General features: G+C 70.1%; 22 protein-coding genes and 1 riboswitch. Of the genes, 1 reads left to right on the forward strand and 21 read right to left on the reverse strand.

The features are described from left to right. Nucleotides 1–71 precede the first annotated feature (71 nt). The 7 genes from tpiA to uvrC all read right to left on the reverse strand — a co-directional run bounded on the left by tpiA (nt 72) and on the right by uvrC (nt 8,262). Nucleotides 72–869: a triose-phosphate isomerase gene (gene tpiA, locus ACE11G_RS09195; protein ID WP_006894840.1), complete on the reverse strand. Its 798-nt coding sequence runs from the start codon at nt 867–869 to the stop codon at nt 72–74. Then, a complete protein-coding gene (locus tag ACE11G_RS09200; protein ID WP_045539815.1) occupies nt 866–2,083 on the reverse strand; it encodes a phosphoglycerate kinase in 1,218 nt (405 codons plus the stop codon). The genes tpiA and ACE11G_RS09200 overlap by 4 nt, the downstream gene beginning before the upstream one ends. 5 nt (nt 2,084–2,088) lie before the next feature. Beyond that, on the reverse strand, nt 2,089–3,108 hold the full coding sequence (gap, locus tag ACE11G_RS09205) for a type I glyceraldehyde-3-phosphate dehydrogenase (protein WP_006894838.1): 1,020 nt from the start codon (nt 3,106–3,108) through the stop codon (nt 2,089–2,091). 141 nt (nt 3,109–3,249) lie between these two features. Then, the gene (gene whiA / locus ACE11G_RS09210) at nt 3,250–4,233 is read right to left on the reverse strand and encodes a DNA-binding protein WhiA (RefSeq protein ID WP_039866771.1); all 984 of its coding nucleotides are present in this window, start codon (nt 4,231–4,233) and stop codon (nt 3,250–3,252) included. A 110-nt stretch (nt 4,234–4,343) separates the two neighbouring features. Beyond that, a complete protein-coding gene (gene yvcK / locus ACE11G_RS09215) occupies nt 4,344–5,372 on the reverse strand; it encodes a uridine diphosphate-N-acetylglucosamine-binding protein YvcK (RefSeq protein ID WP_006894834.1) in 1,029 nt (342 codons plus the stop codon). Further along, nucleotides 5,369–6,265 (reverse strand): RNase adapter RapZ, encoded by an 897-nt coding sequence (gene rapZ / locus ACE11G_RS09220; protein WP_045540113.1) that lies wholly within the window; start codon nt 6,263–6,265, stop codon nt 5,369–5,371. The genes yvcK and rapZ overlap by 4 nt, the downstream gene beginning before the upstream one ends. Next, nucleotides 6,262–8,262 carry an excinuclease ABC subunit UvrC gene (gene uvrC / locus ACE11G_RS09225; protein WP_006894830.1) on the reverse strand — a complete coding sequence of 667 codons (2,001 nt, stop codon included), beginning with the start codon at nt 8,260–8,262 and terminating at the stop codon, nt 6,262–6,264. Before uvrC ends, rapZ begins: the two co-directional genes overlap by 4 nt. A gap of 108 nt (nt 8,263–8,370) precedes the next feature. Here uvrC and ACE11G_RS09230 point away from each other — a divergent pair, with 108 nt between their 5' ends. Continuing rightward, nucleotides 8,371–9,213 carry a hypothetical protein gene (locus tag ACE11G_RS09230; protein ID WP_006894829.1) on the forward strand — a complete coding sequence of 281 codons (843 nt, stop codon included), beginning with the start codon at nt 8,371–8,373 and terminating at the stop codon, nt 9,211–9,213. A gap of 42 nt (nt 9,214–9,255) precedes the next feature. Here the strand turns inward: ACE11G_RS09230 and ACE11G_RS09235 are convergent, their stop codons facing one another. From ACE11G_RS09235 to mihF, 14 genes are all read right to left on the reverse strand, one after another. Next, nucleotides 9,256–9,726, reverse strand: coding sequence for a PH domain-containing protein (locus ACE11G_RS09235; RefSeq protein ID WP_006894825.1), 471 nt, complete (start codon nt 9,724–9,726; stop codon nt 9,256–9,258). Then, nucleotides 9,723–10,193 (reverse strand): 6,7-dimethyl-8-ribityllumazine synthase, encoded by a 471-nt coding sequence (gene ribH / locus ACE11G_RS09240; RefSeq protein WP_006894824.1) that lies wholly within the window; start codon nt 10,191–10,193, stop codon nt 9,723–9,725. The genes ACE11G_RS09235 and ribH overlap by 4 nt, the downstream gene beginning before the upstream one ends. Next, nucleotides 10,190–11,527: a bifunctional 3,4-dihydroxy-2-butanone-4-phosphate synthase/GTP cyclohydrolase II gene (locus ACE11G_RS09245; RefSeq protein WP_375001924.1), complete on the reverse strand. Its 1,338-nt coding sequence runs from the start codon at nt 11,525–11,527 to the stop codon at nt 10,190–10,192. Before ACE11G_RS09245 ends, ribH begins: the two co-directional genes overlap by 4 nt. After that, nucleotides 11,520–12,167 carry a riboflavin synthase gene (locus tag ACE11G_RS09250; protein WP_375001926.1) on the reverse strand — a complete coding sequence of 216 codons (648 nt, stop codon included), beginning with the start codon at nt 12,165–12,167 and terminating at the stop codon, nt 11,520–11,522. Before ACE11G_RS09250 ends, ACE11G_RS09245 begins: the two co-directional genes overlap by 8 nt. Nucleotides 12,168–12,223: 56 nt before the next feature. After that, a riboswitch (FMN riboswitch) is annotated at nt 12,224–12,373 on the reverse strand. A 119-nt stretch (nt 12,374–12,492) separates the two neighbouring features. Continuing rightward, a complete protein-coding gene (gene ribD / locus ACE11G_RS09255; RefSeq protein WP_062367533.1) occupies nt 12,493–13,479 on the reverse strand; it encodes a bifunctional diaminohydroxyphosphoribosylaminopyrimidine deaminase/5-amino-6-(5-phosphoribosylamino)uracil reductase RibD in 987 nt (328 codons plus the stop codon). A 34-nt stretch (nt 13,480–13,513) separates the two neighbouring features. Next, nucleotides 13,514–14,218: a ribulose-phosphate 3-epimerase gene (rpe, locus tag ACE11G_RS09260; RefSeq protein ID WP_375001928.1), complete on the reverse strand. Its 705-nt coding sequence runs from the start codon at nt 14,216–14,218 to the stop codon at nt 13,514–13,516. Between the two features lie 46 nt (nt 14,219–14,264). Next, nucleotides 14,265–15,677, reverse strand: coding sequence for an RsmB/NOP family class I SAM-dependent RNA methyltransferase (locus ACE11G_RS09265; protein WP_006894819.1), 1,413 nt, complete (start codon nt 15,675–15,677; stop codon nt 14,265–14,267). Next, nucleotides 15,674–16,615, reverse strand: a complete 942-nt coding sequence (gene fmt / locus ACE11G_RS09270) for a methionyl-tRNA formyltransferase (RefSeq protein ID WP_006894818.1) — start codon at nt 16,613–16,615, stop codon at nt 15,674–15,676. The genes ACE11G_RS09265 and fmt overlap by 4 nt, the downstream gene beginning before the upstream one ends. Before the next feature lies 1 nt (nt 16,616). Next, a complete protein-coding gene (locus ACE11G_RS09275) occupies nt 16,617–18,647 on the reverse strand; it encodes a primosomal protein N' (protein ID WP_006894817.1) in 2,031 nt (676 codons plus the stop codon). A gap of 71 nt (nt 18,648–18,718) precedes the next feature. Next, on the reverse strand, nt 18,719–19,933 hold the full coding sequence (metK, locus tag ACE11G_RS09280; protein ID WP_006894816.1) for a methionine adenosyltransferase: 1,215 nt from the start codon (nt 19,931–19,933) through the stop codon (nt 18,719–18,721). After that, nucleotides 19,930–21,237 (reverse strand): bifunctional phosphopantothenoylcysteine decarboxylase/phosphopantothenate--cysteine ligase CoaBC, encoded by a 1,308-nt coding sequence (gene coaBC / locus ACE11G_RS09285; RefSeq protein WP_006894815.1) that lies wholly within the window; start codon nt 21,235–21,237, stop codon nt 19,930–19,932. The genes metK and coaBC overlap by 4 nt, the downstream gene beginning before the upstream one ends. Before the next feature lie 9 nt (nt 21,238–21,246). After that, entirely contained in the window at nt 21,247–21,546 is a 300-nt protein-coding gene (gene rpoZ / locus ACE11G_RS09290) for a DNA-directed RNA polymerase subunit omega (protein ID WP_006894814.1), read from the reverse strand. Continuing rightward, complete coding sequence (gene gmk / locus ACE11G_RS09295; RefSeq protein WP_082084000.1) at nt 21,547–22,167, reverse strand: guanylate kinase; 621 nt, start codon at nt 22,165–22,167, stop codon at nt 21,547–21,549. A gap of 2 nt (nt 22,168–22,169) precedes the next feature. After that, complete coding sequence (gene mihF, locus ACE11G_RS09300; protein WP_006894812.1) at nt 22,170–22,484, reverse strand: integration host factor, actinobacterial type; 315 nt, start codon at nt 22,482–22,484, stop codon at nt 22,170–22,172. Between the last annotated feature and the right edge of the window lie 13 nt (nt 22,485–22,497).

A 22,497-nucleotide genomic window follows, 5' to 3' on the forward strand; every position in this document is an offset into this window, starting at 1 on the left:
GTCCTTCTCGGGTGCAACCTGCCACAGTCTACGCGATGGTGGTCGTGACTAGTGAAACCACCTGCAGCGCGTCACAGCAATGGACCGCCCGCGGCGATGGCCGACAACTGCGCGAACTCGTCGGCCTTGAGCGAGGCGCCGCCCACCAGAGCACCGTCGACGTCGGACTGCGCGACGATCTCTCCGACGTTCTTGGCGTTGACCGAACCGCCGTAGAGAACGCGGACCGAATCGGCGGTGGCCTGGTCGGCGATCTCGGCGAGCGCGCCGCGCACCGCACCGCAGACCTCCTGAGCGTCGGCCGCACTCGCGACCCGGCCGGTGCCGATGGCCCACACCGGCTCGTAGGCGACGACGACCTTCGCGATGTCGGCGGCCGACAGCCCGGCCAGCGACGCCTTGATCTGCGCCACGTTGTACGCGACGTGATCACCGGCCTCGCGAACCTCGAGTCCTTCGCCGATGCAGACGATCGGCGTGAGCCCGTGGCGCAGCGCGGCCTTGGTCTTGGCCAACACCACCTCGTCGGTCTCCGAGTGCAGGGTGCGACGTTCCGAATGTCCGACGACGACGAACGTGCAGCCGAGCTTCGCCAGGAACGCGCCACTGATCTCACCGGTGTACGCACCCGAGTCGTGCTCGGACAGATCCTGCGCACCGTAGGTCAGCAGCAGCTTGTCGCCGTCGACGATGGTCTGCACGCTGCGGATGTCGGTGAACGGCGGGATCACCGTCACGTCGACCTTCTCGAAGTACTTCTCGGGAAGAGCGAAGGAGATCTTCTGGACGAGTGCGATGGCCTCGTAGTGGTTGAGGTTGCACTTCCAGTTTCCGGCGATGAGCGGCTTGCGCGCGCCCGCCCCGCTCACTGCTCCACTCCCAGCACGGCCAGGCCCGGCAGTTCCTTGCCCTCGAGGTACTCCAGGGAGGCGCCGCCGCCGGTCGAGATGTGCGAGAACGCCTCGTCAGGAATGCCGAGCGCGCGCACTGCCGCGGCGGAGTCGCCGCCGCCGACGACGCTGTACGCGCCGTCGCGGGTGGCCTCGACGATCGCTTCGGCCACCCCGCGGGTGCCCTCGGCGAACTTCTCGAACTCGAACACGCCCGACGGGCCGTTCCAGAAGATCGTCTTGGCACCGCGCAGCACCGCGGCGAATCGCTCGACCGTCCCCGGACCGATGTCCAGGCCCATGCCCTGCTCGAAGCCGTCCGCCGTCATCGCGATGCTGGTGTCCGCGTCGGCGGCGAACTTGTCCGCGACGACGATGTCGTGCGGCAGGTGGATCACGTCGCCGTACTTCTCGAGCAGGTCCTTGCAGGTGTCGATCATGTCTTCCTGCATCAGCGAATCGCCGACCGGGCTGCCCTGCGCCTTGATGAACGTGAAGGCCATGCCGCCGCCGATCACCAGGGTGTCGACCTTGGGCGCGAGCGCCTCGATCACGCCCAGCTTGTCCGACACCTTCGAACCGCCGAGGACGACGGCGTAGGGACGCTCGACGTCGGAGGTGAGCTTGCGCAGCACCTCCACCTCGGTGGCCACGAGGTCGCCGGCGTACGCCGGGAGCAGCCGGGCGACGTCGTACACCGACGCCTGCTTGCGGTGGACCACGCCGAATCCGTCGGAGACGAACGCGCCGTCGTCGCCGACGAGCTCGACGAGCGCCTTCGCGAGCTTGTTGCGCTCGGCATCGTCCTTGCTGGTCTCGCGCGGATCGAAGCGGATGTTCTCCAGCAGGAGGACGTCACCGTCGGTGAGTCCTTCGGCGCGCGCGAGCGCATCCGAGCCCACCACGTCGCCGGCGAGCTGGACGTTGCGGCCCAGTTCCTCCGACAGCCGGGCGGCCACCGGCGCCAGCGACAGCGCGGGATCCGGCTCCCCCTTGGGGCGGCCCAGGTGCGCGGTCACGATGACCTTGGCACCCGCCTCGACGAGTTTGGCGATGGTCGGAGCCGACGCGACGATGCGCCCCGGATCGGTGATCGCGCCGCCGTCGAGCGGCACGTTCAGATCCGAGCGCACCAGCACGCCGCGGCCCTCGACTCCTTCGGCCAGCAGGTCTTCCAGAGTTCGGACTGCCATGGTGACTACAGCGACTTCCCGACGAGACCGATGAGGTCGACGAGGCGGTTGGAGTAGCCCCACTCGTTGTCGTACCAGGAGACGGTCTTGGCCTGGTTGCCGATGACCTTGGTCAGACCCGAGTCGAACAGCGACGAGTGCGGATCGGTGACGATGTCGCTCGAGACGATCGGCGCGTCGTAGTACTTGAGGATGCCCTTCAGCGGGCCCTCGGCGGCGGCCTTCATGGCGGCGTTGATGTCCTCGGCGCTGGCGGTCTTCTTCAGCTCCGCGGTGAGGTCGGTGACCGAGCCGGTCGGGATCGGCACGCGCAGCGCGTAACCGTCGAGCTTGCCCTGCAGTTCGGGCAGGACCAGGCCGATGGCCTTGGCCGCACCGGTGCCGGTCGGAACGATGTTGATCGCGGCGGCACGCGCACGGCGCAGATCCTTGTGCGGGCCGTCCTGCAGGTTCTGGTCCTGCGTGTAGGCGTGAATGGTGGTCATCAGACCCTGCTCGATGCCGAACTCGTCGTTCAGCACCTTGGCCATCGGGCCGAGGCAGTTGGTGGTGCACGAGGCGTTCGAGATGATGTTCTGGCTGCCGTCGTACTTGTCGTCGTTGACGCCCATCACGATGGTGATGTCCTCGTCCGAGGCCGGCGCGGAGATGATGACCTTCTTGGCGCCGGCGTCCAGGTGACCCTGGGCCTTCGCGCGCGCGGTGAAGATGCCCGTCGACTCGACGACGACGTCGACGCCCAGATCGCCCCACGGAAGGGCTGCGGGGCCCTCCTTGACCTCGAGGGCCTTGATCTTCATGTCGCCGACGACGATGGTGTCGTCGCCCTCCAGGCGGACGTCCTGGGGCAGACGGCCGAGGATGCTGTCGAACTTCAGCAGGTGAGCCAGTGTGGCGTTGTCCGTCAGGTCGTTGACGGCGACGATCTCGATGTCGGTGGTTCCGAGCGCCTTCTGCGCCTCGACGGCACGGAAGAAGTTGCGGCCGATGCGGCCGAAGCCGTTGACGCCTACCCGAACAGTCACAAGTTGCTCCTTAAGCGGTGGTGTTGAGCCGGCGGTTCGTTACCGGCCCGCTCCCACCAGCCTAATAGCCGCCGCTCGCGAGGTCACCGGAAGGTCACTTGTGAGCGATGGGGTGTTCGTCACCACGCCGGGCGGGCGCCCCTACGCCTCGTCGAGGAGTTCGGCGGTGACCGCCGACTCGGTGTCCGGGATGCCGTCGGTCCGGGCCCGCTTGTCGGCCATCGACAGCAGGCGACGGATGCGGCCGGCCACCGCGTCCTTGGTCATCGGCGGATCCGCCAGTTGTCCGAGTTCCTCCAGCGAGGCCTGACGGTGTTCCACGCGCAGCCGGCCGGCGGCGAGCAGATGGTCGGGCACGTCGTCGCCCAGGATCTCGAGCGCACGTTCCACGCGGGCGGCCGCGGCCACGGCGGCCCGCGCCGAGCGGCGCAGGTTCGCGTCGTCGAAGTTGGCCAGACGGTTCGCGGTGGCGCGCACCTCGCGCCGCATCCGGCGTTCCTCCCACACCAGGCGGGTGTCGTGCGCGCCCATCCGGGTGAGCAGCGCGCCGATCGCCTCACCGTCACGGATGACGACCCGATCGCTGCCGCGGACCTCGCGGGCCTTGGCCGAGATGCCGAGCCGCCGCGCCGCGCCGACGAGCGCCAGAGCGGCCTCCGGGCCGGGGCAACTGACCTCCAGGGACGACGACCGGCCCGGCTCGGTCAACGAGCCGTGCGCCAGAAACGCTCCGCGCCAGGCGGCTTCGGCGTCGCCGACACTCCCGCCGACCACCTGCGCGGGCAGGCCGCGCACCGGCCGACCGCGCATGTCGAGCAGTCCGGTCTGGCGCGCCAGGGCCTCGCCGTCCTTCGTGACGCGCACGATGTAGCGCGCGCCCTTCCGCATTCCGCCCGAGCGGAGCACGTGGACGTCGGCGTTGTAGCCGAACAGACCGTGGATCTCGTGCCGCAGCCGCCGCGCCACGTTGCCGAGGTCCACCTCGGCCTCCACCACGACGCGGCCGCCCACGATGTGAATCCCCCCGGCGAATCGCAGCAGCGCCGACACCTCTGCCTTGCGGCAGCTGATCTGCGTCACCGACAACCGGCTCAGCTCGTCCTTGACCGCCCCAGTCATAGCCACGGTTCAAAGCCTCCTGTCCTCTGATATCCCCCGTTGCCCGACAGCCGCGCCGAGCGTCTCGAGTCCGGAAGCATGCCAGATGTGCTGGTCCAACCTTACCGGCGATCATTTCAGTCGATCAGCCCGACCACCGTCGCGGCGGTTTTCGCCGGATCGTGCACCGCGGTTCCCGGAACCGCGAGATCCGCCACCCGCAGACGGGCCCCGAACCGGCCCGCCGCGCGTTCGAGATACTCGCGTTCGGCGCCCTCCGGAACCGACGCGGAATCGACGACGACGTCGTCCACCCGAAGGGTGGGAGCGTGCGCGTGCAGCACATGCAGGTGCCGCTCCACCGAGTATCCGGTGGTCTCCCCCGCCTCGGCTGCGAGATTGACGAACAGGATCTTGCGCGCCGACGTCTCGCTCAGCGCATCGAGCTGATCGGGCACCAGCACATGCGGAATCACGCTGGAGAACCACGATCCCGGACCGAGGGTCACCACGTCCGCCTCCCGGATCGCCGCCGCGGCCTGCGCACAACCGGCCGGAGCGTCGGGGATCAGCCGCACCCGCCGCGGCTTTCCCGGTGTGGTCGCGACCGCCACCTGGCCGCGGATCACGCGACTCACCCGGGGGTCCTTCTCCAGTCCGGACACGTCGGCCTCGATCACTAGGGGGACGTCGGCCATCGGCAGCACCCGGCCGTCGACGTCGAAGAGGTCGGTGAGGTCGTCCAACGCTTTCACCACGTCGCCGGTCACCTCGTTGAGCCCGCTGAGGAGCAGGTTGCCGATCGGGTGGCCGGCGAGCGCGCCATAGCCGCCGAAGCGGTGCTGCAGCACGCGCGCCCAGCGCTGGTGCCGGTCCGCGGAGGCCGGGTCCACGCGCCGTCGCGCCTCGAGCGCGGCCGGGGCCGCCATCAGCGCCGCCAGCGCCATGCGCAGATCGCCCGGCGGAATCAGGCCGAGTTCGGCGCGCAGGCGGCCCGACGATCCTCCGTCGTCGGCGACCGTCACGACGGCCGTGACGTCGGCGGTGAGGTAGCGCAGCGCGGTGAGCGTGTTGAACAGACCGTGGCCGCCGCCGAGCGCCACCACCTTGAGCCCCTCGATCAGGTCGGGTACGGCGATCTCGGGTGCGCCTTCGCCGGCGCTCATTCGTTGCCCAGGTCGCGGTGGGTCACTTCGACGTCGTAGAGCCGGTGGCCGTCGGCGTCGACCACCTCCGACAGTCGTCGCGCCAAATCCTCGGACATCGCGACGCTGCGGTGCTTCCCGCCCGTGCAGCCGATGCCGAGGGTCATGTATCCCTTGCCCTCGCGCAGGTAGCCGCGGCCGACGATGCCCACGATGTCGACGTACCGGTCGAGGAACTCCGCGGCGTCCTCCTGTCCCAGCACATAGTCGCGGACCTGCGGTTCGCGGCCGTTATGCTCGCGCAGTTCCGGGATCCAGAACGGGTTCGGCAGGAACCGCACGTCGGCGACGAGATCGCAGTCGATCGGCAGTCCGTACTTGAACCCGAACGACTGCACCGCGATGGCGAGCCGGCGGCCCGCGACGTTGGGGAAGACGTTCTCCACGATCGACCGCAGTCGGGTGGAACTCAGGTTGGAGGTGTCGATCACAGTGTCGGCTCCGGCCGCGAGCGGTGCCATGACCGCACGTTCGGCGGCGATCCCCTCTCCCAGCGTGCCGTTGCCCTGCAACGGGTGCCGCCTGCGGACCTGCTCGAACCGGCGGACCAGCACCTCGTCGGAGGCGTCGACGAAGATCATCGACGTGGTGGCGCCGCCGTCCTCCAGATCGCGGCGCAGCGCCGCCATCTCGGCCGCGAAGGAGGGATCGCCGCCCCGGACCACCATCGCGATCCGCTGCGCACCCACCTCGCTGCTCCGCACCATCTGCACGAGCTGCGAGATCAACGAGATCGGCACGTTGTCGCTGACATACCAGCCGTCGTCCTCGAGGACGTTGGCCACCGACGTGCGGCCGGCACCGGACATGCCGGTGACGAACAGCACCGTCGTACGGCTATCCGTTTCAGTCAACTCTGCGATTCCTCCATGTCGGGGACGGTCGTCTCAGGGCTTTCGCGGTCGGAGTCGTGGAGCGCGTCGTGGACGGCCTGCGCGGTGGCCGGGCCGATGCCCTTCACTTCGCCGATCTCCGCCACGGTCGCCTTCTTCAGATTGGCCACGGAACCGAAATGAGTCACCAGCGCCGTCCGCCGCCCCGCACCCAGGCCGGCGATCCCGTCGAGCGCCGAGGCGGTCATCCGTTTGCTGCGCTTGCTGCGGTGGAAGGTGATGGCGAACCGGTGCGCCTCGTCGCGCACGCGCTGCAACAGGAACAGGGCTTCGCTGTTGCGGGGCAGGATCACCGGCTCATCATCACCCGGAATCCACACCTCTTCCAGTCGTTTGGCCAGACCCACGACGGCCACGTCGGTGACGCCGAGCTCGTCGAGGACCGAGGCGGCGGCGTGCGCCTGGGGCGCGCCGCCGTCGACGACGAACAGATTCGGCGGATATGCGAATTTCTTCGGTCGGCGCGAAGTGGCCTCGTCGTCGGCCGCCGTCTGCCCCGATGCGCCCGCCTGATCCGAGGCGGACTCTTCCGGCGGCGGGGTGATGGCCCCGTCGCGGTGTCGGGCGAAGCGGCGCCGGGTGACCTCGGCGATCGACGCGACGTCGTCGGAGCGCCCGTCGCCGGCCGCCTCCTTGATCGAGTAATGCCGGTAGTCCGACTTCCGTGCCAGACCGTCCTCGAAGACGACGAGCGAGGCCACGACGTCCGTGCCCTGGACATGCGAGATGTCGATGCACTCGATCCGCAGCGGCGCCGTGTCGAGCCCCAGTGCCTCCTGCAGCTCGGTCAGCGCCGCCGACCGAGTGGTCAGATCCCCCGCACGCTGCAGCTTGTGCCGCGCGAGGGCCTCGGTGGCGTTGCGTTCCACCGTCGTCATCAGCGTGCGCTTGTCGCCGCGCTGCGGAACGCGCAGACTCACGTGCGCCCCGCGTCGTTCGGCGAGCCACTTCTCGACGTCCGCGGCGTCGTCGGGCAGTGCGGGAACCAGCACCTCGCGCGGGATGCCCGAACTCATGTCCGTCTCGGCGCCGTAGAACTGGGTCAGGAAGGTGCCGACCTGATCGGCGAGCGAGGCGTTCTCCTGGACCTCGACCACCCATCCGCGCTGACCGCGCACCCGTCCGTCCCGGACGTGGAAGACCTGCACGGACGACTCGAGTTCGTCGCCGACCAGAGCGATCACGTCGGCATCTGTCCCCGACCCCAGCACCACGGCCTGCTTCTCCATCGCGCGCCGCAGCGCGGAGACGTCGTCGCGCAGCCGGGCCGCCCGCTCGAAGTCGAGTTCCTCTGCCGCGCTGTTCATCTCGCGTTCGAGGTTCCGGATCAGACTGTCCGTGCGCCCGCCGAGGAAGTCGCAGAAGTCCTCGACGATCTCCCGGTGCTCGGCGGCCGACACACGGCCGACGCAGGGTGCCGAGCACTTGTCGATGTAGCCGAGCAGGCACGGCCGGCCCATCTGCTCGCTGCGGCGGAATACCCCTTTGGAGCACGTCCGGACGCCGAAGACGCGGGTCAGCAGGTCGACCGTCTCGCGAATGGCCCAGGCGTGCGAGTACGGGCCGAAGTACCGGACGCCGGGCCGGCGCGCCCCGCGGTAGACGAAGACGCGCGGATACTCCTCGTTGAGGGTGACCGCGAGCATCGGGTAGCTCTTGTCGTCGCGGTAGCGGACGTTGAACCGCGGGTCGAACTCCTTGATCCAGTTGTATTCGAGCTGCAGCGCCTCCACCTCGGTGGTGACGACGGTCCACTCCACTGAGGCGGCGGTGGTGACCATCTGCCGGGTGCGCGGATGCAGGCCGGTGATGTCGGCGAAGTACGACGTGAGCCGTTGCCGCAGATTCTTGGCCTTGCCGACATAGATGACCCGGCCGTGCTGATCGCGGAACTTGTAGACGCCGGGATCGGTCGGGATGGTGCCCGGCGCCGGTCGGTAAGTCGATGGATCAGCCACGCCCCCAGGTTAGTCGCCGCCGGTGACACGGGTTCGGCCCGGACGCGGTCACGACACCGCGCGGTGGTACCGCTGCGGCGAGACGCCCGCCGCGCCTAGCCTTGTCGCATGACCGGTCGGCACCGCAGACACCGGCGGCCGGCGGCGTTCGCGCTCGCCGGCGCGCTGATGAGCGCGGTGGCTCTCGGGGCCTGCGCCACCGACTCCGCCGACTCCTTCGCCGAGGACTACACCACCTATCTGCGCGGCCGGTCCGACGTGACCTCGTTTCGCGTGCACCCCAACAATGCGGTCCTGAGCCGCGGTTCGGTGGACACCGTCGTCTCACTGCGCGCCGGACTGCCGGACGAGGACGTCGCGCGCGCGGCGCGTGAGCTCGCCGCCCACCGCGGCGGCGCCGTCATCGACGAGCACCGCATCCGCGTCGAGTTCTCGGCACGCGACTCCTCCGGCGGACCCGTCGCGGCCGAGATCTACCTGGTACCCGGTTCCGACAACCCGCGCCTCGGCGATCCGGCGAGGTATCTGGACTGGGTCCGGCGGACCCGGCAGTTCACCGCGTCGAACCCCGGGGTCACTGCGGTGCGCGCCTGGCGCACGGCGATCGCCGCCGAGTCGTCGCGGGACGCGTACCCGCTGGCGGAGAGCCTCGACCGGTTCATCGCCGACGATTCCGGGGGCATTCGCGAACTCTCGGTGACCGGTTCGGACTGCGTGTTGCAGTGGGACGCCGGAGACACGCCGGCCGATCTCGGGCGGTACCGGGACCTGCTCGCACTGCTGCCGGCCGGCACCTCCCCCGTGCACTGCCGGGCCACCTCGCAGCGGCCCGAACCCGCGGCGGCGGTCTATCTCACGGTGTCCCGGACCACGCCGGACACGGTCGTGGAATCGATACGGGCGCGAGCCGCCGAGATCGGTCTGCCCGCGCAGATCGCGGTCGCCGCATGAGGCGACGACGATGTCGGACGGCCGCGCGCTCCGGCTTCCGGCTCACTCGGCGTTCTGTGCCACCCCGTATCGAGTCTGGAACTCGCGATAGCGCTCCATCGCGTCCACCGCGAGGTCGCCGTCGCGCGCCTGCACGGCCATCACCGGGATGTGCTCGTCGCCGGGGAACAGCAACCGCGCACAGAACCCCTTCTCCGGGTACTCCAGGCCGAGCACCTGATCCCACGGGAATACCCGCTCGGAGACGAGGTTGAGAACTCCGACGCCCTCGGGCCCGAGCCGCAGCCGCGCGCGGGTCAGGAAGAGGATCGCGCCGCTGATCACGACGCCGACGCCGATCAACGCCACCTTGTCCGACCATCCGACGTTGACGCCCGTGTATGAGATGTCCAGGAGCAGCCCGAAGGTCAGGTGGATGATCATCACCACCGCGACCGCCACCCACGCGGCGATCCGCATCCACCGCGGCCGGTAGACGTACTCCCACGTGTCGTCGGTCGCGGCGTCGGTCATTCCAGTCCCCGGAGGATGAGCGCGGAGGCCAGGGCCGCGGTCATCGCCTGCGCGCCCTTGTCCTCGGCCGAATCCGGCAGGCCCGCGCGATTGAGGGCCTGCGCCTCGTTCAAAGTGGTCAGGACACCGTTGCCCACCGGTGTCGACTCGTCGAGCGAGACACGCGTGAGGCCCGCGGTGACCGCGTCGCAGACGTACTCGAAGTGCGGGGTCTCGCCCTTGATGACGACGCCGAGCGCGACGACCGCGTCGTGGGTGCGCGCGAGCGCCTGAACGATCACCGGCAGCTCGATGGCACCGGCGACCTGCACCACCGTCGGCTCGGTGACGCCGTTGGCCGCCGCGGCGCGCAGTGCGCCTTCCAGCAGCGCGGTGCAGATCGTCTCATGCCACTGCGAGGCGACGATCGCGACCTTCAGTCCGCTCGCGTCCGCGAGATCGAGGGTGGGTTCACCGACGCCGCTCATGCACCTTCTCCAGTTCCCTCTGCCGCCTCGGGCAGGATGTCGTCCAGACCGTCGAGCACATGGCCCATGCGGTCGCGCTTGGTACGCAGGTAGCGCAGGTTCTCGGCGTTCGCGCGCACCGGCATCGGCACGCGGTCCACGATCTCCAGCCCGTACCCGTCGAGGCCGACGCGCTTGGCCGGGTTGTTGGTCAGCAGGCGCATCGATCGCACGCCCAGGTCTACCAGAATCTGCGCGCCGAGACCGTAGTCGCGGGCGTCGGCGGGCAGACCGAGTTCCAGATTCGCATCGACGGTGTCGGCACCGCTGTCCTGCAGCTGGTACGCCTGCAGCTTGTGCATCAGACCGATGCCGCGGCCCTCGTGCCCGCGCATGTACAGCACCACGCCGCGGCCCTCGCGGCCCACCATCTCCATGGCCGCCTGCAGCTGCGGCCCGCAGTCGCACCGCAGTGAGCCGAAGACGTCGCCGGTGAGGCACTCGGAGTGCACGCGCACCAGGACGTCCTCGCCGTTCTCGGCGATGTCGCCCATCACCAGCGCGATGTGCTCGGCGTCGTCGTAGGGGCTCTGGTACCCGACGGCGCGGAAGGTCCCGTACTCGGTGGGAATGCGCGCGTCGGCGACCTGCTCGACGTGCTTCTCGTGATGCCTGCGCCACGAGATCAGGTCGGCGATCGAGATCAGGGCCAGTTCGTGCTCATCGGCGAAGACCCGGAGCTCGTCGGTGCGGGCCATGTGTCCCGGATCCTTCTGGCTGACGATCTCGCAGATCACGCCCGCGGGCGCCAGACCCGCGGCGGTGGCCAGATCGACGGCCGCCTCGGTGTGGCCCGGGCGGCGGAGCACGCCGCCCTCTTTGGCGCGCAACGGCACCACGTGCCCGGGACGGGTGAAGTCGTGGGCGTCCGACGTCGGGTCGGCCAGCTTGCGCATGGTGGTCGCCCGGTCGGCCGCGCTGATGCCGGTCCCGATGCCTTCGCGGGCGTCGACGGTGACGGTGTACGCGGTGCCGTGCTTGTCCTGGTTCACCGAGTACATCGGCGGCAGCCCGAGCCGGTCGCAGTCGTCGCCCGCGAGGGGCACGCACAGGTAGCCCGACGTATAACGCACCATGAACGCCACCAGCTCCGGAGTCGCCTTCTCGGCGGCGAAGATGAGGTCGCCCTCGTTCTCGCGGTCCTCGTCGTCCACGACCACGACGGCCTTGCCCGCGGCGATGTCGGCGATGGCGCGCTCCACGCTGTCGAGGACCACGCGTCCCGTCTCACCGCCGACTGTCGACCCGCTGCCCTCGGCGCTCTCGCGCACCCCGCCGGTCCCGATCTCACTCATTCGGCTCACTGCCTTCCACACCACTGGTCGCGAGCCGGCCGGCGCCGGTGAGACGCTCGACGTACTTCGCGATGACATCGACTTCCAAGTTCACGCGCACCCCGGCTCGGGCGCCGGAGAGGTTCGTCTCACTCAGAGTCGTCGGAATCAACGACACCTCGAACCAGTCCCCGTATTCCCGGTCGACACCGACGGACGAGACCGTCAACGAGATGCCGTCGACGGTGATCGACCCCTTCTCGACGATGTAGCGTGCGAGCTGCTCGGGAATGCCGATCCGTACCACGGTCCAGTTCTCGCTCGGCGACACCGAGACGATGACGCCGACCCCGTCGACGTGTCCCTGAACGATGTGCCCGCCGAAACGGCCGCCCGCGGCCATCGCGCGTTCGAGGTTGACGCGCGCGCCCGAACCCAGGCGGTCGAGTGAACTGCGCCGCAGCGTCTCGGCCATAACGTCGACGGTGAACTCGTCGTCGGTCAGCTCGGTGACTGTGAGACAGACGCCGTTGACGGCGATCGAATCTCCGAATGAGGCATCGCTGGTGACCAGCGGCCCACGAATACGAAAACGCGCGGCCTCAGTGAGGTCGTCGCGAGCGGTGATTTCGCCGCGTTCCTCCACGATTCCCGTGAACACCGTCTCTCCTTTGCCAGGTGTGCTCGGGAGAGACAGATCGCGGCACGGCGCCGCACTGCCATTCTCTCGTATCCGGACTCTGACCGTCGGCCCCGGAATCGCACCGGAGTCTGCTCGTCCCCTCGCTGTCGCGAGGGCGCTCGCGGGCTCATCCCTTGGAGGGCATCACCGCCGGTGGGGAATTTCACCCCGCCCCGAGAACTCAATATTGAAATTAGCACGCAGCCGGGCCCAGCCGCGTACCCGCTCTCCCGTACACCGGGTCCGGGCACGTCAGAGGGCCTCGCACCGTTAAGCGCGCAGTGCGCGAAACGCCGGCCTGTGCTCAGTCGCGGCGCTCGAGGGTGACCAGCAGGTCGTCGCCGAGTCCGCGCGTGCCGGTCCGGATGAATCGGTGCGCATCCGCGAGTGTTCCGACCGTGCCGTCGTCCACCGCTGCGCGGCCCGCTCCCAGCACAGTGGGTGCCAGGTAGCAGTGCAGTTCGTCGACGAGACCTGCTGCGAGGAACGCTCCGATGATCGCCGGGCCCCCCTCCACCAGGACGTGCAGTGCGTCCGGCAGCGCGGCCACCACCTCGCGCGGGTCACGGCTCGCGACGTGCAGCAGCGGGGACGGTCCACTGCGCACCCGTGCCGTCGGGGGCACGTCGCGCAGCCCGAGGACGACGCGGGTGGGCTGGTGGCTGTACAGCGTCCCGTCCGGCCGCCGGGCGGTGAGCGCCGGGTCGTCGGCGATCACCGTTCCGGTCCCGACCACGATGGCGTCGATCCGCGCGCGCTGCGCATGCGCATGCTCGCGTGCGGCGGCGCCGGTGATCCACTGGCTGGTGCCGTCGGGTGCCGCGACGCGGCCGTCGAGAGTCGCCGCGATCTTCGCCGTGACGAACGGACGCCCCCGCTCACGCTGGAAGAGCCACTGCCGCAGCGGACCTCGGCGAGCCTCGTGCTCGAGCACCGACTCATGGACGTCGACGCCCGCGGCCCGGAGCGTGGCGGCGCCGCCCGCCGCCGCCGGATTGGGATCGCCGACGGCGAAGTGCACCGCCGAGACGCCGGCGGCGAGCAGCGCCTGCGAGCACGGGCCGGTGCGACCGGTGTGATCGCAGGGTTCGAGGGTCACGACGGCCGTGCCGCCCCGCGCCCGGTCCCCCGCCTCGCGCAGGGCCATCACTTCGGCGTGCGGTCCGCCCGGCGGCTGGGTCCGGCCCACTCCCGCCACCTCGCCGAGCTCGTCGAGGATCACCGCGCCGACGGGCGGATTCGGTGAGCTGAGTCCCTGCGAGTCCGCAGACTCGGCGATCGCACGCCGCATCGCGGCGGCGACGGTGGCCGCATCGACCACCGCGCTACCGACCGTCGCGGACGAGGGTGGCTTTGCGGCGCAACTGCGCCACGCGGGCGGCGGGATCGTCGCCGCCGTACACGGCCGACCCCGCGACGAAGCAGTCCACCCCGGCCTCGGCGGCCTGCTCGATGGTGGAATCGCTGATCCCGCCGTCGATCTCGATCAGCAGGCGCAGGTCGCCGCTGTCGACCCGGCTCCGGATGGTGCGGACTTTGTCGAGCACCTCGGGCATGAACTTCTGCCCACCGAAGCCCGGCTCCACGCTCATCACCAACAGCGTGTCGAAGTCCCGCAGGATCTCCAGGTACGGCTCCAGCGGCGTGCCGGGCTTGATGGCCAGGCCGGCCTTGCCTCCGGCCGCGCGGATGTCGCGGGCCACGGCCGACGGATCGTCGGCGGCCTCGGCGTGGAAGGTCACGTTGTAGGCGCCGGCCTCCGCGTACGGCGGCGCCCAGCGGCCCGGGTCCTCGATCATCAGGTGGCAGTCGAGCGGAATGTCGGTGGCCTTGAGCAGGCTCTCGACCACCGGCAGGCCGAGCGTCAGATTCGGCACGAAATGGTTGTCCATCACGTCGACGTGAACCCAGTCGACGCCGGGATCGACGTCGGACGGGCCGACCGCCGCGATCTCCGCGGCGAGATTGGCGAAGTCGGCGGACAGGATGGACGGGGCGATCATCGGTGCCCGGCGGCCGGGGTTGCACATGGCGCTGATTCTACGAGAACGCGGCCGGCGCTCTCGCGGCAGCGCGTCAGTCCTTCCGCAGTGCGGCCAGGAACATGGCGTCGGTGTCGTGGCGGTGCGGCCAGAGCTGAACGTACGGCCCGTCTCCCAGCGACTCCGGATCGAAGACATCGCCCGCGACGAGCGGGCGAGCGTCGAGGCGGCTCACCCCGGCCACCTCCGTGAGCACCGTGTCGACCACCTCGACGGTCTCGGCCGGATGCGGCGAGCACGTCGAGTACACGACCACACCGCCCGGCTTCACCAGATGCAGGGCTTCGGCGAGCAGCTCCCTCTGCAGGGTCACCAGCTCCGGGAGGTCTTCGGGCCGCCGACGCCAGCGGGCCTCCGGGCGCCGTCGCAGCGACCCCAGTCCCGAACAGGGGGCGTCCACCAGAATCCGGTCGAAGCCCGGCTCCAGTCCCGATGACCGGCCGTCGGCGACGTGAACGGTCACCGGCAGCGAGTCGACCACCTTCTCGATCAGCTCGGCACGATGCGCAGAGATCTCGACGGCGTCCAGATGAGCGCCCGACACCTCGGCGAGCGACCCCAGCAGCGCGGCCTTGCCGCCCGGACCGGCGCAGAGGTCGAGCCACCGGCCGCCGTCGTCGCCGACGTCGGCACGTGCCAGCGCGACCGCGACCAGCTGGCTCCCCTCGTCCTGGACTCCGGCGAAGCCCTCCCGCACCGCGTCGAGCTCGCCCGGATCACCGCCCTCGGGCAGGTACACGCAGTACGGCGAATAGCGTCCCTCGTCGCCGCCGCTGATCAACGCGAGTTCCTCGGCGGTGATCTGTCCCGGCCGTGCGACGAGATGCACGATCGGCCGCTCGTCGTCGGCGGCGAGCGCCGCCTGCAGCTCACCCGTCGACCCGCCGAGCGCCCGGTGGAAGACCTCGCCGATCCACCGCGGATGCGCATACGTGAACGACAGGTTGCCGATGCGATCGTCCATCATCGACGGCGCGAGTTCCTCGATCCAGAGCTGCTCGTCGCGCTGACTCACCTTGCGCAGGACCGCGTTGACGAATCCGGACGGTCCCATCCCGTTCTCGCTGCGCGCGATGTCGACGGAGGTCGACACCGCCGCGTGCGACCCGATCCGCGTCCGCAACAGCTGATAGGTCCCCAGCCGCAGTACGTCGAGCAGGCTTCCGTCGATCTCGTCGACGGGGCGGCCCGCCGCGGCGGCGATCACGGCGTCGAGCAGGCCGAGAGACCGAGCCGAACCATAGGTCAGCTCCGTGGCCAGCGCGGCGTCCCGGCCGGTGATCCTCCGCTCGCGAAGCAGTCTGGGCAGCAGTAGATTCGCGTACGCGTCGCGTTCGCGCACCGCCCGCAGCACATCGCGCGCCACGATGCGTGCCGGGTCGAGATCCTTCTCGCGGTACTTGCGCTCCGGGCGCCGATCGCCGCTCCGATGCTCCGCAGGGCTCATCCGAAGTGCTCCGTTCCGTCGAGCCGGCTGCCACGTGCCCAGTCGGCGGCGTTCATCGATTTCTTTCCCGGCGCCTGCACCGTCGTCAGCCGCACCGCACCGGACGCCGTGCCGACAAAGACCGCCTTCTTGGTGACCGCGAGCGCTCCGCACTCCATAGCTCCCGGGACATCGGCGTCGCCGTCGACCGGGATCACCGGGCCGAGTTTGATACGTGCGTCGCCGAGCATCGTCCACGCGCCCGGTGCCGGGGTGTGGGCGCGCACCGTGCGCCCGATGATGTGCGACGGCAGGTCCCAGCGCACGCGCGCATCGTCGGTCGTGATCTTCCCGGCGTGCGAGACGCCTTCGGCGTCCTGGGGCACCGGAGCCAGTTCGCCCGCCGCGATCCCGTCCACGACGGCGCGGAGCAGGCCCGAGCCCGACACCGAGAGCCGCTCGAGGAGATCGCCCGCGGTGTCGGTGTCGCGGATCCGCTCGGTGAGCGTGCCGTAGACGGGTCCGGTGTCGAGTCCGGCTTCGAGAGCGAAGACGCTCGCCCCGGTGAACTCGTCGCCCGCGGCGATGGCCGCCTGCACCGGAGCGGCTCCCCGCCACGCGGGCAGTACCGAGAAGTGCAGGTTCACCCAGCCGCGAGGCAGCATGTCCAGCACGCTCTGCGGGATCAGTCCGCCGTATGCGACGACGACCCCGAGGTCGGCGTTCCACCGGACCAGCGCCTGGGACACCTCCGGATCGGACATCCGGCGGGGCGTCAGGACCTCGATCCCGTGGCTGTCGGCGAGCGTCCCGACCTCCGACCGGATCATCCGGCGTCCGCGGCCGGCCGTGGTGTCCGGTCTGGTGATGACGCCGACCACCTCGTGGTCGGGCGAATCGAGCAGTTCCTGCAGGGTCGGCACCGCCACCTCGGGCGTGCCGGCGAACACCAGCCTCATGTCAACCAATCGTAGGGGGATCGACTTGGACCCTGATGCCCGCGGTGTCGTCATGCCGGGCGTTCCGGAGCGCCTGGGCGTTACGCAGTGCCTCGGCCAGTGACCGCCCGGCGCTGCGCGGTGTGCGCAACAGCATGCGATCCACCGGCCCCGACTCGTCCAGGCCGGCGGGACGGCGCACCCCCGCGGGCAGCGGCACCGGCCCCAGCGTCTCGGCCTCCGGCGGCATGGTGAGCAGGTCGAGGAACGCCGACACGGCCGCGGGCGGTCCGTCCACCGACGCCATCGTCACCGCGGGCGGGAACTTCAACTCCAGCCGTTGCCGCAGCTCGGCGGTGGCGAATCCCACCGGATCCCACCGGATGAGCGCCTGTACCGGCAACGCGGCCGCGTCGGCAACCACCACCACGCGGCCGCCCTCGGCACGGGGCCGCACCAGCGTCGCCACCGCCATCCAGGCGCGGACCGCCTCCTCGGCGGCACGCAGATCCTCCCGGTCCAGCTGCGCCCAGGTGTCGAGCAGCACCGCGGCCCCGTAGCCGCCCGGCGCGCGCGGCGCCGCGCCCGGCGTGGCGATCACCACCCGCGGCCCGGCCGGCACCTCGTCCACGATCTTGTCGCCGGAGGAGGTGACGATCGGGACGCCGCGGAAGGCGCGTCCGAGTTCTTCGGCGGTGCGCCGATCCCCGATCATCAACGCGCGCACCGCGGTGCCCGCGCACACCGGACAGACGAAGCGGTTCTCCGGTCGTCCGCACCACCGGCAGGCGAGGTCGCCGCGTTCGCTCATCTGCAGCGGACCGTTGCAGGCTCGGCACCGGGCGTGCGCGCGGCACCGGGCGCACGCCACCGACGGCAGGTAACCGCGCCGAGGCACGCTGAACAGCACCGCCTGGTCGGCGGCGAGGGCTCGCCGGGCCGCGTCGAAGGCGATCGCCGGTATCCGCGCGGTCCGCGCCATCGGATCGCCCGCCACGCGGCGATCCTCGTCGGAGAGTCCGTCGACGCGCGGCATCGCCTCCCGGACCGCGGCCCGCGGGGCGACGACGTCGAACGCCCAGCTCGACTCCACCAATGCCTGCGCGTCGGTGGTGCGGGAGTGTCCGCCGATCAGCAGCGCCGCCCCGCTGCCGTGGGCGCGGAGAACGGCCACCTCGCGCGGGTGCGGATAGGGCGACCGCGGCTCGTCGAGACTGTCGTCCCCGTCGTCGAAGACCACCACCAGGCCGAGATCGACGACGGGTGCGAAGACGGCGCTGCGCGTGCCGATCACCACCCGTGCCCGTCCGCGCAGCGCCGACAGCCAGCGCCGGTACCTCGCGGTGGGACCGAGGCCCGCGGCGAGAGTCACGCAGGCGTCGCCGAGCAGCGGTTCGCACGCCGCTTCGAGACGATCGAGATCCCGCTGGTCGGGCACCACGATCACCACCCCGCGCCCGGATGCCGCGACCGACGCCGCGAGTTCGGCCAGCCGGGCGGCCACGTCCTCGCCGGGCAGCGCCTGCCAGCAGGCGTGCGGATGCCCTCCGGCGACCGCCTGTTCGATGAACGACCGCCCCGAGTCGTAGACGTCCCAGCCGGCTGCGGCCGGCTCGGCGATCGGCCGCGCCACGTCGTGACTGGCCGCCTCCTTCTCCACCCGTGCGTGCCGCGGCGGGATCGCCAGCCGCAGGACGTCGGCCATCGTGCCCGCGTACCGGTCGGCGACCGCACGGCACAGCGCGGCCAGTTCGGGGGTGAGGACGGGTTCGGGCGAGACGACGCGATCGAGCCACGACAGCGCGCCCTCGTGTTCGCTGCGGTCGAGCCGTTCCAAGAGGTAGCCGTCCACCAACCGGCCGGCGAAACGCACACGGACGCGGACGCCCGGCTGGGCGTCCGCGTCCGTCTTGGCGTCCACGAGGTAATCGAAGGGCCGGTCCAGGTGAGCCAGCCCGAGCATCGGCAGCACACGGGCCACCGGTCGCTGCGGTGCGGCGACCCGCTGATTGCGCGGAGGCTTCGCGGCCACGCGCTCGGTCTCGGCTGTCACACGTCGAGATTAGCGATCGCCTGAGACCGCGCCGCGGCGGACCGCTCCCCGACCTGCAGCCTCGCGCACTCTTACAGGCCTGCGGCCTCGCGGAGTGCGGCGACGCGGTCGGTGCGCTCCCACGGCAGATCCACATCGGTCCGGCCGAAGTGTCCGTACGCGGCGGTCGGTGCGTAGATCGGCCGCAGCAGGTCCAGATCGCGGATGATGGCCCCGGGACGAAGGTCGAAGACCTGCGAGATCGCCTTCTGAATGGTGCCGGGGTCCACCTTCTCGGTGTCGAAGGTCTCGACGAACAGACCGACGGGCGCGGCCTTGCCGATGGCGTAGGCCACCTGGACCTCGATGCGGCTGGCCAGGCCCGCCGCAACGGCGTTCTTCGCCACCCAGCGCATCGCGTAGGCGGCGCTGCGGTCGACCTTCGACGGGTCCTTGCCCGAGAACGCACCGCCGCCGTGACGCGCCATGCCGCCGTAGGTGTCGACGATGATCTTGCGGCCGGTGAGACCGGCGTCGCCCATCGGTCCGCCGAGCACGAAGCTGCCGGTGGGGTTCACCAGCAGACGCGGGTCGGAGGTGTCGAGCTTCACCGGGAGGTCGAGTTCGGCGAAGACCGGCTCGAGGACGTGCTTGCGGATGTCGGGGGCGAGCATGCCCTCGATGTCGATGTCGGCGGCGTGCTGCGTGGAGACCACCACGGTGTCGAGACGGACCGGGGTGTCGCCCGCGTACTCGATGGTGACCTGAGTCTTGCCGTCGGGACGCAGGTACGGCAGGACGCCGTCCTTGCGGACCTGGGTCAGCCGGCGCGAGAGCCGGTGGGCCAGCGCGATCGGCAGCGGCATCAGCTCGGGCGTCTCGTCGGTGGCGTAACCGAACATCAGGCCCTGGTCGCCTGCACCCTGCTGGTCGATGTCGTCGTCGTGGGTGCCGGTGCGCTTCTCGTGCGAGTGGGTCAGGCCCTGGGCGATCTCCGGCGACTGCGCGCCGATCGCGATGTTGACGCCGCACGACGTGCCGTCGAAGCCCTTGGTGGACGAGTCGTAGCCGATCTCGAGGATCTTCTCGCGCACGATGGTCGGGATGTCGACGTAGGCGGTGGTGCTGACCTCGCCCGCGACATGCACCTGACCGGTGGTGACCAGGGTCTCCACGGCCACCTTGGCCTTCGGATCCTTCGCGAGCATCGCGTCCAGGATCGAGTCGCTGATCGCGTCACAGATCTTGTCCGGATGACCCTCGGTGACGGATTCGCTCGTGAATAGACGGGACGCTGAGGCGCTCATCGGTTCCTCTCGGGGTTGTGTGTCAGTTCGTTGCCGTCTCGTTCGCCGGTGCCGGCGCGCGAGGGCACCTGTCCATCTGGCACGAGAGCGGCCACTTCGTCAAGGATTCTGCTCGCCATCAAAGTTTTTGAGCCGAATGGCAGTCCGGTCTCGCGGCCGTCCGCGGTCAGCAGCCAGCCGGTGTTGTCCTCGGTGCCGAACGCCTTGCCGCCGCCGACGGCGTTGACGACCAGCAGGTCGCAGCCCTTTCTGCGGAGCTTGGCGCGGCCGTGGTCGAGGACTCCGCCGTCGGCGTCACCGGTCTCTGCGGCGAATCCGACGATCACGGTACTCCGGGGAATCCGGCCCTGCGCACGGTCGGCGACCAGGCCGGCGAGAATATCGGGGTTGGTGTCCAAGTGGATGGGAGAGGGTCCGTCGTCGCCCTTCTTGATCTTGGCGCCGGCCACCGCCGTGGGCCGGAAGTCGGCGACGGCGGCCGCCATGATCACCACGTCGGCATCCGCGGCCCGCGTGGTCATCTCCGACTGCATCTCGCGTGCGGAGTCCACGTGAACGATCTCGACCGATGCCGGCTCACCCGGATCCGAGGTGGCGCCGGAGACCAGCGTCACCCGGGCTCCGCGCTGCGAGGCCGCCCGGGCCAGGGCGTACCCCTGTTTGCCGGAACTGTGGTTGCCCAGGTATCGCACCGGGTCGAGAGCCTCGCGGGTGCCGCCGGCGCTGATCACCATGCGCACACCCGACAGGTCGTAGGGCAGAGCGTCGGCGCGGGTCAGCAGGAGATCCCCCAGCGCCGCGATCTCGGCGGGCTCGGGCATGCGCCCGGCACCGCTGTCGGTGCCGGTGAGACGCCCCACGGCCGGAGTCATGACCGTCACGCCGCGACTCCGGAGGGTCGCGACATTGGCGACGGTAGCCGGATGCTCCCACATCTCGGTGTGCATCGCCGGAACGAACAGCACCGGACAGCTCACCGTGAGCAGCGATGCGGTCAGCAGGTCGTCGGCGCGACCCGCGACCGCGCGGGCCATCAGGTCCGCCGTCGCCGGCGCGACGATCACCAGGTCGGCGCGGCGTCCCAGCGCCACATGCGCCACCTCGTCGACGTCGTCGAAGACCTCGGTGCTGACCGGGTTGCCCGACAGCGCCTCGAAGGTGGCGGCCCCGACGAAGTTGAGGGCGGCCCTGGTCGGCATCACTCGGACGTCGTGCCCCGCCTCGGTGTAGTGCCGGATGACCGAACACACCTTGTATGCGGCGATACCGCCGCCCACACCGATCAGGATGTGCGCTTTGGACACCTGTGGGGCCTACTCGCCCTCGGTGTGCTCGAGCAGGTCCGAGTGGATCTCACGCATCGCGATCGAGAGCGGCTTCTCCTGGACGCCCGGCTCCACGAGGGGGCCGACGTACTCGAGGATGCCCTCGGCGAGCTGGTTGTAGTAGTCGTTGATCTGCCGGGCGCGCTTGGCCGCGTAGATCACCAGGGCGTACTTCGACGAGGTGCGCTCGAGCAGTTCGTCGATCGGCGGATTGGTGATACCCAGCGGGGCGTCGTAGACGGGCTCGTCCACAACCACGGTTGATTCGGTCTCGGTCTGAGTGCTCACTCAATTCTCCTGCGAAGTCTCTGCTTGGGCCTGCTCCTCTAACGGCGGCCCAACCAGCAAGTTTACCAATTGTTCGGCGGCCGCGTCGACATCGTCGTTCACCACGACGTGTTGGAACTCCTCGCGGGCGGCCATCTCCGACCGCGCCGTCTCCAGTCGACGGTCGATCACCTCCTGGGATTCAGTGCCGCGGCCGGTCAGCCGCTCCACCAGAGTCTCCCAGCTCGGCGGCGCCAGGAACACCGTCGTCGCCTCCGGCATCGCCGTCACCACGTTGCGGCATCCCACCAGGTCGACCTCCAGCAGCACGGGCGAGCCGGATTCGAGGGCCTCGCGCACCGGAGCCGCGGGTGTTCCCGAACGTTGCAGTCCTCCGTGGATGTCGGCCCATTCGAGGAGTTCGCCGTTCTCGATCATCGAGTCGAACTTCTCTCGGCTCACGAAGTGGTAGTCGTGACCGTCCACCTCACCCGGCCGCGGATCGCGGGTCGTCGCCGACACGCTGAACCACAGATCGGGAACGAGCTCGCGCAGCCGTGCGACGACGGTCGACTTTCCGACAGCCGAGGGGCCGACCAGTACAACCAGTCGGCCCCTCCGTCGGGTGTGCTCCCGGGTCACGCTCAGGAGCTGAACTTCTCGAGAAGCGCCTTGCGCTGGCGGTCACCGAGACCGCGGACACGGCGAGTCGGAGCGATCTCCAGCTCGGTCATGATCTCCTGCGCCTTCACCTTGCCCACCTTCGGCAGGGCCTCGAGAAGGGCCGAGACCTTCATCTTGCCGAGGATCTCGTCGTTCTCTGCGTCGGCCAGCACCTGCTGCAGGTTGGTGCCGCCGCTCTTCAGGCGGTTCTTGAGCTCCGCGCGCACCCGGCGAGCGGCAGCCGCCTTCTCGAGCGCTGCAGCGCGCTGCTCATCGGTCAACTGGGGAAGAGCCACGGTTCCTCCGTCT

It is taken from the genome of Gordonia sp. PS3 (genome assembly GCF_041950545.1).
Classification (GTDB): domain Bacteria; phylum Actinomycetota; class Actinomycetes; order Mycobacteriales; family Mycobacteriaceae; genus Gordonia; species Gordonia sihwensis.

Excerpts from the sequence above, each read along its gene's own strand:
- ACE11G_RS09200 (WP_045539815.1), bottom strand. The coding sequence starts at position 2,083 with ATGGCAGTCCGAACTCTGGAAGACCTGCTGGCCGAAGGAGTCGAGGGC.
- yvcK (WP_006894834.1), bottom strand. The coding sequence starts at position 5,372 with ATGAGCGCCGGCGAAGGCGCACCCGAGATCGCCGTACCCGACCTGATC.
- ACE11G_RS09230 (WP_006894829.1), top strand. The coding sequence starts at position 8,371 with ATGACCGGTCGGCACCGCAGACACCGGCGGCCGGCGGCGTTCGCGCTC.
- ACE11G_RS09235 (WP_006894825.1), bottom strand. The coding sequence starts at position 9,726 with ATGACCGACGCCGCGACCGACGACACGTGGGAGTACGTCTACCGGCCG.
- ribH (WP_006894824.1), bottom strand. The coding sequence starts at position 10,193 with ATGAGCGGCGTCGGTGAACCCACCCTCGATCTCGCGGACGCGAGCGGA.
- ACE11G_RS09245 (WP_375001924.1), bottom strand. The coding sequence starts at position 11,527 with ATGAGTGAGATCGGGACCGGCGGGGTGCGCGAGAGCGCCGAGGGCAGC.
- ribD (WP_062367533.1), bottom strand. The coding sequence starts at position 13,479 with ATGCGGCGTGCGATCGCCGAGTCTGCGGACTCGCAGGGACTCAGCTCA.
- rpe (WP_375001928.1), bottom strand. The coding sequence starts at position 14,218 with ATGTGCAACCCCGGCCGCCGGGCACCGATGATCGCCCCGTCCATCCTG.
- ACE11G_RS09265 (WP_006894819.1), bottom strand. The coding sequence starts at position 15,677 with ATGAGCCCTGCGGAGCATCGGAGCGGCGATCGGCGCCCGGAGCGCAAG.
- fmt (WP_006894818.1), bottom strand. The coding sequence starts at position 16,615 with ATGAGGCTGGTGTTCGCCGGCACGCCCGAGGTGGCGGTGCCGACCCTG.
- metK (WP_006894816.1), bottom strand. The coding sequence starts at position 19,933 with ATGAGCGCCTCAGCGTCCCGTCTATTCACGAGCGAATCCGTCACCGAG.